This is a genomic window from Aestuariirhabdus haliotis (genome assembly GCF_023509475.1).
GTDB lineage: Bacteria > Pseudomonadota > Gammaproteobacteria > Pseudomonadales > Aestuariirhabdaceae > Aestuariirhabdus > Aestuariirhabdus haliotis.
In genome coordinates this window covers 91,056-104,075 of record NZ_JAKSDZ010000004.1, presented here as the reverse complement: position 1 = coordinate 104,075, position 13,020 = coordinate 91,056, and the positions used below count along the sequence as shown (strand labels likewise).

General features: G+C 50.0%; 15 protein-coding genes. All 15 read left to right on the top strand.

Annotation, left to right across the window (positions count from 1 at the left end):
- Nucleotides 1–15 precede the first annotated feature (15 nt).
- On the top strand, nt 16–936 hold the full coding sequence (gene pilM, locus MIB40_RS05005; RefSeq protein ID WP_249691548.1) for a type IV pilus biogenesis protein PilM: 921 nt from the start codon (nt 16–18) through the stop codon (nt 934–936).
- Nucleotides 917–1,525, top strand: coding sequence for a hypothetical protein (locus MIB40_RS05000; RefSeq protein ID WP_249691540.1), 609 nt, complete (start codon nt 917–919; stop codon nt 1,523–1,525). The genes pilM and MIB40_RS05000 overlap by 20 nt, the downstream gene beginning before the upstream one ends.
- Nucleotides 1,522–2,223 (top strand): hypothetical protein, encoded by a 702-nt coding sequence (locus MIB40_RS04995; protein ID WP_249691538.1) that lies wholly within the window; start codon nt 1,522–1,524, stop codon nt 2,221–2,223. The genes MIB40_RS05000 and MIB40_RS04995 overlap by 4 nt, the downstream gene beginning before the upstream one ends.
- 2 nt (nt 2,224–2,225) lie before the next feature.
- The gene (locus MIB40_RS04990; protein WP_249691536.1) at nt 2,226–2,543 is read left to right on the top strand and encodes a hypothetical protein; all 318 of its coding nucleotides are present in this window, start codon (nt 2,226–2,228) and stop codon (nt 2,541–2,543) included.
- A gap of 62 nt (nt 2,544–2,605) precedes the next feature.
- On the top strand, nt 2,606–4,189 hold the full coding sequence (mshL, locus tag MIB40_RS04985; RefSeq protein ID WP_249691534.1) for a pilus (MSHA type) biogenesis protein MshL: 1,584 nt from the start codon (nt 2,606–2,608) through the stop codon (nt 4,187–4,189).
- Nucleotides 4,190–4,191: 2 nt separating this feature from the next.
- Nucleotides 4,192–5,094 carry an ExeA family protein gene (locus tag MIB40_RS04980; protein WP_249691532.1) on the top strand — a complete coding sequence of 301 codons (903 nt, stop codon included), beginning with the start codon at nt 4,192–4,194 and terminating at the stop codon, nt 5,092–5,094.
- Nucleotides 5,091–6,413 (top strand): tetratricopeptide repeat protein, encoded by a 1,323-nt coding sequence (locus MIB40_RS04975; protein ID WP_249691530.1) that lies wholly within the window; start codon nt 5,091–5,093, stop codon nt 6,411–6,413. The genes MIB40_RS04980 and MIB40_RS04975 overlap by 4 nt, the downstream gene beginning before the upstream one ends.
- Nucleotides 6,413–8,170, top strand: a complete 1,758-nt coding sequence (locus tag MIB40_RS04970; protein WP_249691529.1) for a GspE/PulE family protein — start codon at nt 6,413–6,415, stop codon at nt 8,168–8,170. Before MIB40_RS04975 ends, MIB40_RS04970 begins: the two co-directional genes overlap by 1 nt.
- A 6-nt stretch (nt 8,171–8,176) precedes the next feature.
- Nucleotides 8,177–9,400: a type II secretion system F family protein gene (locus MIB40_RS04965; protein WP_249691525.1), complete on the top strand. Its 1,224-nt coding sequence runs from the start codon at nt 8,177–8,179 to the stop codon at nt 9,398–9,400.
- A 115-nt stretch (nt 9,401–9,515) separates the two neighbouring features.
- The gene (locus tag MIB40_RS04960; protein ID WP_249691524.1) at nt 9,516–10,028 is read left to right on the top strand and encodes a type II secretion system protein; all 513 of its coding nucleotides are present in this window, start codon (nt 9,516–9,518) and stop codon (nt 10,026–10,028) included.
- A 41-nt stretch (nt 10,029–10,069) separates the two neighbouring features.
- Nucleotides 10,070–10,531, top strand: a complete 462-nt coding sequence (locus tag MIB40_RS19720; protein ID WP_319941621.1) for a prepilin-type N-terminal cleavage/methylation domain-containing protein — start codon at nt 10,070–10,072, stop codon at nt 10,529–10,531.
- A 45-nt stretch (nt 10,532–10,576) separates the two neighbouring features.
- Entirely contained in the window at nt 10,577–11,059 is a 483-nt protein-coding gene (locus MIB40_RS04950; protein WP_249691522.1) for a pilus assembly FimT family protein, read from the top strand.
- Nucleotides 11,056–11,538 carry a prepilin-type N-terminal cleavage/methylation domain-containing protein gene (locus MIB40_RS04945; protein WP_249691521.1) on the top strand — a complete coding sequence of 161 codons (483 nt, stop codon included), beginning with the start codon at nt 11,056–11,058 and terminating at the stop codon, nt 11,536–11,538. Before MIB40_RS04950 ends, MIB40_RS04945 begins: the two co-directional genes overlap by 4 nt.
- On the top strand, nt 11,538–12,443 hold the full coding sequence (locus MIB40_RS04940; protein ID WP_249691519.1) for a PilW family protein: 906 nt from the start codon (nt 11,538–11,540) through the stop codon (nt 12,441–12,443). The genes MIB40_RS04945 and MIB40_RS04940 overlap by 1 nt, the downstream gene beginning before the upstream one ends.
- Nucleotides 12,440–12,850, top strand: coding sequence for a hypothetical protein (locus MIB40_RS04935; protein ID WP_249691517.1), 411 nt, complete (start codon nt 12,440–12,442; stop codon nt 12,848–12,850). The genes MIB40_RS04940 and MIB40_RS04935 overlap by 4 nt, the downstream gene beginning before the upstream one ends.
- Nucleotides 12,851–13,020: the final 170 nt, after the last annotated feature.

Genomic DNA, 13,020 nt, shown 5'->3' with positions numbered 1-13,020 from the left:
GGGGGGCTGTGCTTGTTGTGGCGTAAGAAAAAAAAATCCTCTGATGGGTTACTTGGCGTTGTGCTGGGTAGCCACTCCTTTGGCCTGGTATCCCTGAGTGAAACCGGTCGAGTCGATTTTTGCACCGGAGGGGAATTCGAAAGCGATCAACTCGCCCCCCAGCTACGACGAGCGGTGGAACAGAACAGGTTATCTCGCGATGTAAACCTGGTGTTGTTACCCAGTCAATATCAAATGCTACTGGCTGAGGCGCCTGAGGTTCCCGAAGCGGAACTCGCCGATGCTATGCGGTGGCGAATCAAAGACCTGATTTCTACCCCTCTCGACGAAGTCGAAGTCGATGCTTTTCTTTTACCCGATGACGCGTACCGGGGCCGCGTTCGCATGTGTTACACCGCAGCGGTGCGGCGCGACTTGCTAGCGCACTTGACCAGCACCATCGAGGGTGCAGGGTTGCAATTACGTTACATCGATCTCGCCGATCTGGCCTTGCGCAATCTGGCCATGCAGCAAGCGATGGGTGAAAAATCTGTCGCTATCATTAATCTGCGTGACCGTGGGGGGATGGTCACCGTTACCCAGAACAACCAACTCTATATGAGTCGATCCTTACAGGTCGGATTCGAGCATATCGAGACACAGGGGTATTCGGTTCTGGATGATTTGGTGCTCGATTTGCAACGCTCCTTTGATTATTACGAGAGCCAACAAAACAAGGGGCCTGTTGCCGAGGTACTGATCAGTGGCAAGAGCGACATCAGTGATGAGTTGGTGGAACAGCTCGACCAACGGGTAGCGGCATGGGTCAAGCGTTTTGATGCGGCTGCTGGATTGCAGTTGGCTGAAGGCGTGGATTTAGCCCAGTTATCTCGAGTTGGTCTGTCGCTCGGCGGTGCGTTGCGTACAAGGGGGCAAGATGTCGCTGCAGCAGGTTAATTTTTATCGCGCGGAAGAGCTGCGCCAACACCCCAGGTATGGCGGTTTGCGACTGGTGCAGGCCTGTGGTCTGTTAGCCATGGTCTGTGTACTGATCGGTGGCACTAACTATATGTCACTACAAGAAGTGTTAGCGGTAGAAGCCAGGCAGCAGAGTGAGCTCAGAGTGTTAACGGCAACAAGAGATCAAGCTGTCGCTGAATTGTTGGCCTTAAAACAAGCTCAGTTGGTAGGCACTGAAGTAAATCGATTGGAGGATGAGTTAGGGGACAAGCAGCTATTAGCGTTTCATCTGGCGAATATTCTGAAGGCACAAGGTGGTGGTTTCTCATCCTTGATGGGAGGCTTAGCTGAGAACCATCTGCCAGGTATCTGGTTGACCGGTTTTTATTTTACTTCAGGCGGAGGTGATCTGTCGTTACAAGGTGAAACACGCAAGCCTGAATTGATTCCCGATTACCTTCAAATACTGCAACAAGCACCTGTATTTGATGGTAAAGGCTTTGAGCTATTTGATATAGGGCGAGATGCAGAGCGTTCGGCGTTAATGACTTTTGAGTTGCAGGCCAAGCGTAAGGTGATTCCATGAAGCTTTGGTGGGCATCGTACTGTGATTTGATTGATAGCCGAAATGAGCGGGAACGAATGCTGATTATGGTCAGCATACTCTTATTGATCACTATGCTGTTTGTTGTGTTTGTTTATGACCCACTGAAAGCAAAAAAACAGCGAGCCCTACAGCAGCAGCAACAAACACTGATCAATACCGCCGCATTGCAAGAAGAGATCAGGGTTTCCCGGATGGAATCCGATGCGATTAGCCGACAAATTGGAGAGCAACGGATTAGCGAACTCAAGAAGAGCATTGCCCATTTTGACCGAGTCTTGCAGGAGGCAACGGTTGATTTGATTGCGCCCCAACAAATGGCGGAGCTGTTGCAGGTTATGATGCAGCGCCAGAAAGGCTTAAAGCTGGTAAGCGTAAAGAGTTTTACAAAGCCTGTGGTGCTGAATGAAGACGGCACAAAAGTACCTGATGATGAGTTGGATGAGACAAAGTTGACCACGCCTCCCAAATTTTATCGTCACGGTATGAGTTTGCAGCTAGAGGGCGATTTTTTTACTGTGCAGTCATATTTAAAAAGCATTGAAGCTAGCAAATGGAACCTGTTTTGGGATCGGTTGGACTATCGGGTTGTTGTGGCCCCCAAGGCGACTGTGACACTAACTATTTTTACGCTAAGCCGTGATCCCAAGTGGCTAGGCCTCGGCCGGGAGGTTAACTAGAGATGTTTAAATACTTGTCTCTCATTTTTATGGTGTTGTCGTTGAGTGCTCAGTCAGCCGTCGATCCCACCCGGCCCGAGCGCATTCAGGAAAAAGCTTCCAGCGTCGAAAAAACTGAACTAAAGCTACAGTCAATAATGATTCGCAATAATGAGCCTCTTGCCATGATCGATGGAAAAATTTATCGCGAAGGTGACCGTGTTTCCGGATCTCGAATTGTAAAGATTGAAAACTGGCGAGTGCTGTTAACAGATAATCAGGGGCGCATGGAGTTGACCATTAATGACCGGTCAGTGATTCGACAAGGTGAACAAAAATGAACGGGTTGTTGCGGTTACTTACAGGTTTCTTTTTGGTGTTCATGGTGTCGGGATGCGAAACCATGAAGAATTACGAATACACGGAAGCAGAAACAGAGCGGCTGATTACTGAAAGCGAGAAGGACTCCGATGCGTTTGTGGCAAAAAAAATAGAGCCAACCGCGCCTCCGGAAGCAGTGCTCGACACTCTATTGCCTGAGCTTGAGGTGACCGCTGAAGTTGGAGAGGAACGTTTTGATGTGGCGGTTAACAATATGCCAGCCCGAGCCTTTTTTATGAGTCTGATGGAGGGCAGTAATAAAAATATTGTCGTTAGCCCCAAGCTGGAGGGTGATATCAGTTTGATGTTGAGTGATGTTTCGTTGGATGAAGTGTTGTCGGCGGTTCGTGATACCTATGGCTACGATTTTAAAGAGAACGATTATGGTTATCAGATATTGCCCGCTCAATTGCAGACACGGATTTATCGCCTCGATTATCTCAATATAACTCGCGAAGGTTCATCGACAACATCCGTGAGTAGCGGTCAGGTATCCAATAATAGCAACAGTAATAGTGATAACCGGAGCAACACCGACTCCAGTAATGTTATTTCGAGAAATAATAACCGCGGAGAAACGATCAATAGCGCCGAAATAAAAACCTCCAGTAAGACCGATCTGTGGAGTGAAATGGCCGAAATGATACAGATGATTATTGGTGATACTCCCGAGCATCGTGTTGTCGCGAATCCACAAGCGGGTGTCCTGGTGGTCAGGGCAGGCACAAACGAACTTAGAAGCGTGGAAGCTTTTCTTAACGTGGCAGAAGACAGTTTGCAGCGCCAAGTGCTGTTGGAAGCCAAAATTATTGAGGTTGAACTGAGCGATGGGTTTCGTTCGGGCATCGAATGGAATGCCGTGTTTTCTCCGGGTAGTAAAAATATCAGTATAGGTCAGGGCAGTGTTCCCTTTTCTAATAATGACATCGCCGATGGTGGTAATGGTCTGGGTGGGGTGTTTTCAGGTGTGTTGGAACTTGGGGATTTCACGGCTGCGATAGACCTGCTAGAGCTTCAAGGCAATGTTGATATTCTTTCCAGTCCTCGAATTTCTACCGTTAATAATCAAAAGGCGGTAATTAAAGTAGGTAATGACGAATTTTTTGTTACTGATTTTTCCACAACGACTTCGACCACAAGTGCGGGGAGTACAACAGTCCCGGATGTAACCCTGACGCCTTTCTTCTCGGGTATTGCATTGGATGTTACGCCGCAAATAGCGGAAAACAATGAGGTGATACTTCATATACATCCCTCAGTGTCCGATGTCGTTGATCAGGATAAAACCATTACTGTTGGGGATGCATCGGTGACCTTGCCCCTGGCCTTTAGCACCATCCGTGAATCTGACAGCATTGTTCGAGCAGAAACCGGGCAGGTCGTGGTGATCGGTGGATTGATGAAAACCATAGAAAAAACGGATATTGCCAAGACACCATTTTTGGGCGATTTGCCGGGGCTTGGTCCCCTGTTTCAGCAGCGTCAATCCCAGTTTTTAAAGAGCGAGTTGGTGATACTTCTTAAGCCTCAGGTGGTGGAAATAGGAACCTTCAATCGCGATGTTCGCGAAAGTCGTAAACGTGTTAACAAACTGTTGAAATTTTAGCTATGTATCAAGATTTTTTTGGTTTGCGAGAACCGCCGTTTGCCCTGACACCCAATACGGATTTTCTGGTGAATCTGAACAGTCATCAGGAGTGTCTGAATCTGTTGCGAGTAGCTTTGTCTCAGGGCGAAGGATTCGTAAAAATTGTCGGCGAGGTGGGCACAGGAAAAACATTATTATGCCGTCAATTGCTCAATGAGTTGACAGCCAGCGATGTGGTGGTCGCCTATCTTCCAAGCCCTGAGTTTGATGGTCGGGAGTTATTAAAGGCGCTTGCTCGTGAGCTGCATATAGAACCACTGGAAGATGACCTCAGTCATGATGTGAGAGAACGGATTTTTCAGCGCTTGATCGATATTGCCAGAGGCGAGCAGCGTGTGGTTTTACTGGTTGATGAAGCGCAAACCATGGGCAGGGATACCTTGGAATCTTTGCGGTTGATTACCAATCTGGAGACTGAGAAACGTAAATTGTTACAAGTGGTGTTGTTTGGTCAGCCCGAGCTTGATGATTTGCTTCAAGGTCATGAGATGCGGCAATTACGGCAACGCATCACGTTCAGTTATGAATTGCAGCCCATAGTGGCCTCCAATATTGGGCGATATGTGAATCATCGTCTAAGTATTGCCGGCTACAACGGCGAAAGCTTGTTCGAATCGGCGGCACTGAAACGTATCTACAATGCCTCTTCCGGGATTCCTCGTTTGGTTAATATTATCTGTAACAAGGCCATGATGTCGGCTTATGGCAAAGGGGATAGAATCGTTAGCAGCAACCATGTACAGCGAGCCATCGAAGATACCGATGAAGCCTTATTGTCTCGCTCGCAAACACCCTGGGTATTGGCTGCCGTAGCTTGCGTTATTGCCGTCGTTGGTGGCATCGGGTATCGGGTACTGTTATGAGCCTGATTAATGACATGTTGCGGGACCTGGATGAACGAGGTGAGACGGGATCAAGTTCCGATCGCGAACAAATCAGAAGCCTGTTAGGCGTTACTGATGAGCCGGTTGCCTGGTTTCGCCGGCCTGCTTTTTTAGTCATTATTGTATTGTCGCTGACCAGTATTGCCATCGCACTGACGTTCTATTATCGGTTAATGTCAGGTTCTTCTTTGCCTGCAGTCGTGGAGATGACGGCACCGGAGAGTTCTCAATTGAGAGAACCTGAAACACAAATAAGGCCAGCGCTGGCGCAAATGGAGGGACCGGCGAAGGATGATCCGGTTGTTAATGCCAGTCCGCAGGCGTATCCGCCCCAGCTGGAATCGTCCCCCGGGAACAAGGATGTAATTCATCACGAAAGCCCGGATCAATCAGAGCCATTCACCGCGGTACCAAGTGCGGTGACACCGGGTCGCTCGGAGCCCATAGAAGAAAGTTTGGCGGATGATGAGTATCTCTTCGCTCCAAGTCCTACTGCTATTTCTGCTAATCCAGCCCCAGCTTCGGTTTCAGTTCCTGCGCCTGAGGTTGCATCGACTGCACGTTCGGATGGGTCGAAAGTGACAATGGCAAAGCCTGCGCCTGATACTGAAAGAGAGGTGAAGGCCGATACCATTACGGCAGCTCCTGAGCGAAATCGTACAGAAGCTGAAACCAGCACCATAATCGTATCTGAACCATTACCTGCCGTAATGAGTTCCCGCCAGTCAGAAGTAGAGCTGCTACAAAACGCTAAGTCGTTGTTGGCTGCAGGGCGCCGTCTTGATGCCGAAACCTATATGCAGAAAGCTTTGGTCACGGATCCTGGCAAGCATCGTTTGCGTCTGATGCTGGCGAAAACCCTGTTGACCTATAATCCGGAGCAGGCAAAGCAAGTTGCCCTACAAGGGCTAATGCTGTTACCTAATCATCACGAGTATCGATTGGCACTTGCGCATAGTTACATGCAAACAAAAGATTATGAGTCCGCAGCAGCTGCATTGTCCGAGCAGAATCCGGTGATGAGCGAAGCGCTGGATTATTATACGACCAAGGCTGCGGTACTTCAGTTCACCAATGATTATGCTGCCAGTGAGCGCCTGTACCAACAGCTTTTACAACTGCAGGCTGCCAATGCTCGTTGGCTGTTAGGGTTAGCCATTGCCCAGGACCAGTTGGGTCAGTATCCCGAGGCCCGCGTTAATTACCAGAAGGTGTTAGTGATGGCTGATGTCGATCGAGCCAGTAGAGCCTATGCACAAAAACAGGTGCAACGGTTACAAGGGGTGGAGGTGCAATAATGGCTGATCAGTTATCCGCAGCTGGCAAGCGTCTACGTTTGGGCGATCTGTTGGTACAGCAAAAATTGATCAGTAATGCCCAGCTTGAATTGGCTCTGCAACAGCAGAAACGAACGGGTATCAAGTTGGGTCGTACCGTCATCGATATGGGGTTTATTGAAGAGGAAAAACTGCTTCAGGTATTTTCCCAGCAATTAAAAATCCCCTTTGTTGATTTACGTTTTTTTAAATTTGATAACGCGCTTATTCAGCGTTTGCCAGAAACCCATGCGCGGCGGTATCGGGCCTTGATTCTTTCTGATAATCCGGATGGACTCCTGGTGGGTATGGCCGATCCGCTGGATCTTTTTGCCCAGGATGAGCTTCGTCGGATTCTTGGCCCAACCATAAAGCTGGCGGTGGTTCGTGAATCTGAAGTTCTGCAAGCGTTGGATTCTGCTTATCGTAAAAGCGGTGAGATCGCTTCCCTGGCTGGAGAAATTGAAGATGATCTTCAGGACGGTGATTTTGACCTGACTCAGATCGGGCTTTCCGATAATGCTGGAGATGCCCCCGTTGTTCGCCTGTTGCAGACTCTGTTTGAAGATGCCATTCAGGTGCATGCCTCGGATATTCATATCGAACCCGATGAAAGTGTTGTTCGTATTCGCCAGCGGATTGATGGTGTACTCGATGAGCAGGTGATGAAAGAAAAGCGTGTCGCCTCGGCCCTGGTTTTGCGACTCAAAGTCATGTCTGGGCTGGATATTTCTGAAAAACGTCTGCCACAAGATGGTCGCTTCAACATTCGTGTCAAGGGTCGAAATATCGATGTGCGTTTATCGACCATGCCGGTTCAGCACGGTGAGTCTGTGGTGATGCGTTTGCTCGATCAAAGCGAAGGCGTTTTTTCTACGGATAAACTGGGAATGTCTGAAAAGATGCTGAGACGCTTTCGTATGCTGTTGACGCGTCCATACGGCATGGTGTTGGTGACCGGGCCCACCGGCAGTGGTAAAACAACATCGCTCTACGCCGGTATCAGCGAATTGAATACGCCTGATAAAAAAATAATCACGGTAGAGGATCCGGTTGAGTATCGTTTGCCCCGAATTAACCAGGTTCAGGTCAACGATCAAATAGGCCTGACCTTTTCACGCGTCTTACGCAGTGCGTTGCGACAGGATCCAGATATTGTTCTAGTCGGTGAGATCCGTGACCATGAAACGGCAGAAATTGCCTTGAGAGCGGCGATGACCGGTCACCTGGTGCTATCGACTTTACACACCAACGACGCCATGACCAGTGCCCTGAGACTAATCGATATGGGGGTGGAATCCTTTTTGGTCGCCTCGGCATTAAATGCGGTACTGGCACAGCGTTTGGTCAGGCGTTTATGCAATAACTGCAAGGAAGAAGAGGCGTTGTCGCCCCGAGAACTGAAACAGTTACAGGCGATTGCCCAGCAGGTCGATATTACCCATTCTACCTTCTATCGGGGGCGAGGTTGCCATCATTGTAATAACAGTGGCTATCGAGGGCGTGTGGGTATATACGAACTGCTTGAATTTGATAGCCCTATGATTGATGCCCTCAGGGATAGTAATCAAAACGCATTTGTTGCAGCCGCCAGTGCGGCGCCTGATTATCGTCCCCTGGTCTTGTGTGCGCTGGACTACGCAATGGCTGCGGTGACCAGTGTTGAGGAGGTATTCCGCGTTTCCGCAACCCTGGTCGATGAGAGCGGGCTAGGCGATCTTACAGTGGCCGGGGAGTAATCGATTATGGCTCGCTTCAGTTATCGTGGACGAAACGCACAAGGGCAGGAGGTCAGTGGTGATATGGAGGCTGGTTCTGCAGATCTGGTGGCGTCACAGCTGGGCTCACAACAGATTATTCCTCTGTCGATTACTGAAACAGAAACACTTGGGGCGCGCTCATTCAAGTTTGATCAGTTGTTTGCTCCACGCAAGGTGGAACTGGACGAGCTGATTATTTTTAGTCGTCAGATGTACAGTTTAACCAAAGCTGGTGTGCCCATTATCCGAGCTATGCGAGGGCTTCAAGGGTCGGCCCGCTCTCCTTTGTTGGCGGACATTCTGGGCAAAGTAGGCGACGAGTTGGAGTCAGGTATGTCACTGGCCGGAGCCCTGCAACAACATCCCAAGGTCTTTGGCGCCATGTTCATAAATATGATCCATGTGGGGGAGAATACCGGTCGTCTCGATAAGGCCTTTTTGCAACTCTCGGACTATTTGAATATGGAGCGGGAGACCCGAAAAAGAATCAAGCAGGCCACGCGTTACCCCATGCTGGTAATGATTGCTATGGCGGTAGCCCTGGGGGTTGTAAATTTTCTTGTCATTCCTTCATTCTCGGCGGTGTTTGCCAAACTGGGTGCCGATCTACCCTGGCCAACACTTGTGCTGATAGCCACCTCCAACTTTTTTGTCAATTACTGGTGGGCCATTCTGGTGGTGCTAACCATGGGGGCTGTTACCGTCTGGCAATACGTGCAAACCGATGAGGGTGCATTGAAGTGGGATCGCATTCGATTGCGTTTACCGCTTATTGGACCGATTTTTGAACGCATAGCTCTGGGTCGGTTTGCGCGAACCTTTGCCATGATGGTCAGTGCTGGTGTACCCATGATACAGGTGCTGGGTATTGTGTCGCGCACGGTAGGCAATCGCCATATAGGTGCAGGGATTGAGCAGATGCGTAATGGTGTCGAGCGGGGAGAATCCTTACTGCGCACTGCGGCGAACACGCAAATGTTCAGTCCCCTTGTTTTGCAAATGCTGGCAGTGGGTGAAGAGACCGGGGCTATTGATGATCTATTTGAAGAGGTTGCCGATTTTTATGACCAGGAGGTGGATTATGATCTGCGCCGCCTGGCTGATGCGATTGAGCCCATCCTGATTGTTGCGTTGGGTGTGATGGTACTGATCCTGGCGCTGGGGGTATTCCTGCCGGTGTGGGAGTTGGGTTCGGTGGTCCGTTCCTGATAAGAGTGGGGCTAGAGCGTCTTAAAATGGATTATAAAACAGAGAGTTGCGGTCTATACTTAAGTTATATGGTGAGAAGTCTAAGGGGATCAAGCCAGATCGAAGGAAAGAAACGATGAAACACAAGGGCTTTGGAAAACACCTACAACAACGAGGATTTACCCTTATTGAGCTGATCGTGGTGGTTACTATACTGGGTATCCTCGGGGCTGTTGCGCTTCCACGATTTATCGAGGTGGCCGATACGGCTCATGAAAATGCTGTCAGAGGAACAGGCGGTGCATTGGCTTCAGCGGTTGCCCTGGTGCGAGCGCAGTGGATGGCCAATCAGAACGGTGGCGCGGTGTGTAACCTGGTCGGGTTTGGTGCAGGAAATGTCTGTACCAATACCAGTGGTTGGCCCGTATCCACCGATGGCAATAATGGTAACCCGGATGCCAACCGCTGCATTCAGGTTTGGAACTCAATTTTACAGGGCTCTGCCCCTACGGTGTCCACTGGCAGTACAACGGATTATTTGGTGACCGCATCCAATGCCCAGTGCACCTACACCTATCAACTGGATAACCGTAATCATACGATTATCTACAACACGTTAAATGGTTCAGTGGTAACCACGATTAACTGATTTGGATATCAAAAGAAAACCTTATTGAAGGTGGAGAAAGCATGAAAAGCATAAAAAGTATGACAACCAAGCAGCAGGGTTTTACCCTGATCGAACTGATTATTGTGATCGTAATTCTGGGCATTTTGTCGGCCTTCGCTTTGCCACGTTTTGCGGACCTGGGTGGCGATGCACGAGCCGCTTCCGTGAGTGGTGCGTTGGGGGCGGTACGTTCTGCTGCGGCTATTGCCCATTCGGCTCAGCTGGCTGGCAATATCGATCCCAACACTTCCGTGTCCCTTGAGGGTACAAGTATTGCCCTGTCCAATGGATACCCGACGGCAGCGTCAATCCAGACCGCCGCACAATTATCGGCTGAAGATTATACCTTGAATGTTTCTGGTACAACTCTGACTGTTCAGGGAACTGGCGCCACTACATTGACCACTTGTCAGTTTACTTACACGCAAGCGCTGAGCGGTGCTGCTCCGGTGGTTACTCCGACGATTACTGATTGTAATTAACATGGGGTAGTCAGGATCGCCACTCAGGGTCGAGACTTGGAAGCTGTGGCTTCACTCCGAAATGAGTGTGGCTACACTCTGGTCGAACTCGTGATGGTGATTGTGATTCTAGGCGTGGTAGCGGCAATAGCCCTGCCACGTTTTTTTTCGGCTGGTGTTTATGAACAACGCTTTTTTGCTGACGATCTGTTGTCGGGCCTGCGTTATGCCCACAAGGTAGCATTAGCCTCTGGTTGCCAGGTACAGGTGACTGCTGGCAGTGCGGGTTTCTCCTTGCGCAAGGACAGCAATTGCCTTGCGGGTGGTTCAGTCAGTTATCCGGGGCAGAGTAATGTATTGCACCCCTCGACGTTCGATCCCTTTATTAATACCAATCCCGATGGTGTAAATGTGACGGCGTCTACCCTGGAATTTACCAGTACGGGAGGTCTAAGCAATTGCTCTACCGGAACTCAGGTTATTAGAGTCGGATTGGGAGCCGATGAGCGGGTGTTGCAAGTTGATTGTGCCACGGGGTTTTCACGGTGACTGGGGGCTCTACGCAACGAGGCCTGACGCTGATTGAACTGGTAATCAGTATCGTCATCGGTGCTATCGCAGCGGCGGCGATCTTTGGTGCCATGGCGTCAATAGGCGGACGCAATGCTGACCCCATGCTGCAACAACAAGCCCAGGCTATCGCGTCGGCCTATATGGATGAAATTTATCTGCAGTCTTTTGTCGATCCCTCGTTGCCGGTCACGTCCAACCCTTGTACGGGACCTGCCGCGGTTAGCCGTGCGACCTTTAACGATGTCTGTGATTATGATGGCTTGAGCGATAACGGCGTGGTTGATGCTAATGGCAATTCGATCGCCGCCCTGAGCCTCTATGATGTTGCCGTGAATGTGGATGCCAACATTCCCTGGCAGGGCATAGCCGGAAATGATGTGTTGCGTATACGAGTCGTGGTGACCACCCCGGCCGGCCAAAACCTGTTGTTAACCAGCTATAGGACGCGTTACTGATGGGCGACCTGTACCCTGATTCAGCTCCGGGTTGTGATAGCGGCTTCGTCTGGCGATATGCTCGCGGTTTTACCCTGATCGAACTGGTGATCGTGATTGCCTTAAGCGGTGCCGTTTTAGCGCTAGTAACTTCGATTATGACTCGACCCCTGGAGCACTACGTGGACACTTCGCGAAGGGCCGAGTTGGTTGATGTGGCTGAATCGGCGTTGAGTATGATGGCTCGCGATGTTCGAAATGCATTGCCGAATAGTTTACGGGTTACCGGCAGCCGTTCGCTGGAAATGGTCAACGTGGTTAGCGGCGCCCGTTACCGGGCTGATCCGGATGGCAGTGGCGGTGGCGATATCCTCGACTTTTCCGTGAGTGATAACAGCTTTGATATTCTGGGTAACCTAACCGTACCGACGGGCAGCCGGCTGGTGATCTATAACCTGGGGGCAAAAAATAGCGCAGGGGATCCTTTGCCCGGCGCCAATGTGTATGGAGGGCCAAGTCTGGGCCCCTTGCCGGTTGCTGGCAGTCATGTGATTTCTCCCGCGGGGACCAGCATTTCCGGGGGAACCAGCGTTACTATGAATCCTGCGTTTCAGTTTTCTTTTTCCTCGCCCCAGCGGCGCGTCTATGCCATCGACTACCCCATCAGCTACCTGTGTGAGGGTGGTGAAATCAATCGTTATTGGGGATACGCACTGCAAGCATCGCAACCCGTTAATGGCAATGCGGCTCCCTTGTCCTCTGCCAATATGGGGTTGCTTACTGACCATGTCAGTAGTTGCAGTTTTGTTTACGATGCGGGTGTGAGTAATGAGGGGCGAGGCTTACTGACGCTATCGCTCAGCTTGTCTCTGGAGGGAGAAACGATCTCGTTATTGCATCAAATTCATGTGGATAACTCGCCATGAAAACGCCGCATCATCAATCGGGATTTTCGTTAATGGCTGTCATCTTTCTTATTGTGATTGTTGCACTGGCGGTCGCCTTTATGGCTCGCTTGATTGGTGTGCAGACGGCCACAGCAGATTTGGGATTGCTGAGCTCTAGAGCGTTTCAAGCGGCGCGTTCTGGCATCGAATACCAGGCCAACAGAGTGCTGTCTGCCAACAGTTGTGCCAATGCAAACTTTAATCTGACTGTCGCCGGCCTGGATGGTTTTTCGGTGCGCAGTCAATGTATACAACAAGGAAGTTATCAGGAAGGCGTTAATCAGGTGCGAGTGTTTCGTATTATATCCGAAGCCAGTTATGGGGATTACGATAATTCCCCTGATTACGTCTATCGACAAATTGAAGCCATTATAAGCCGGGATTGATGATGCGCAGCTCTGACGGATCTCATCAATATCTTTGCCAATGTTCCAGGTGGTTGCTGTTAATACTATGCACTTTGTCTTTTTCTTCAATTTCCTGGGCGGCCGATATTCGGCAGATTCTGACCGGAACAAGCATCAGTAGTGGCAACGGAACTGTACGGGTCACACTT

Excerpts from the sequence above, each read along its gene's own strand:
- MIB40_RS04940 (WP_249691519.1), top strand. The coding sequence starts at position 11,538 with ATGGGCGACCTGTACCCTGATTCAGCTCCGGGTTGTGATAGCGGCTTC.
- MIB40_RS04990 (WP_249691536.1), top strand. The coding sequence starts at position 2,226 with ATGTTTAAATACTTGTCTCTCATTTTTATGGTGTTGTCGTTGAGTGCT.
- MIB40_RS04975 (WP_249691530.1), top strand. The coding sequence starts at position 5,091 with ATGAGCCTGATTAATGACATGTTGCGGGACCTGGATGAACGAGGTGAG.
- MIB40_RS04960 (WP_249691524.1), top strand. The coding sequence starts at position 9,516 with ATGAAACACAAGGGCTTTGGAAAACACCTACAACAACGAGGATTTACC.
- MIB40_RS04935 (WP_249691517.1), top strand. The coding sequence starts at position 12,440 with ATGAAAACGCCGCATCATCAATCGGGATTTTCGTTAATGGCTGTCATC.
- mshL (WP_249691534.1), top strand. The coding sequence starts at position 2,606 with ATGAAGAATTACGAATACACGGAAGCAGAAACAGAGCGGCTGATTACT.
- MIB40_RS04970 (WP_249691529.1), top strand. The coding sequence starts at position 6,413 with ATGGCTGATCAGTTATCCGCAGCTGGCAAGCGTCTACGTTTGGGCGAT.
- MIB40_RS05000 (WP_249691540.1), top strand. The coding sequence starts at position 917 with ATGTCGCTGCAGCAGGTTAATTTTTATCGCGCGGAAGAGCTGCGCCAA.
- MIB40_RS04965 (WP_249691525.1), top strand. The coding sequence starts at position 8,177 with ATGGCTCGCTTCAGTTATCGTGGACGAAACGCACAAGGGCAGGAGGTC.
- MIB40_RS04995 (WP_249691538.1), top strand. The coding sequence starts at position 1,522 with ATGAAGCTTTGGTGGGCATCGTACTGTGATTTGATTGATAGCCGAAAT.
- MIB40_RS04980 (WP_249691532.1), top strand. The coding sequence starts at position 4,192 with ATGTATCAAGATTTTTTTGGTTTGCGAGAACCGCCGTTTGCCCTGACA.
- MIB40_RS19720 (WP_319941621.1), top strand. The coding sequence starts at position 10,070 with ATGAAAAGCATAAAAAGTATGACAACCAAGCAGCAGGGTTTTACCCTG.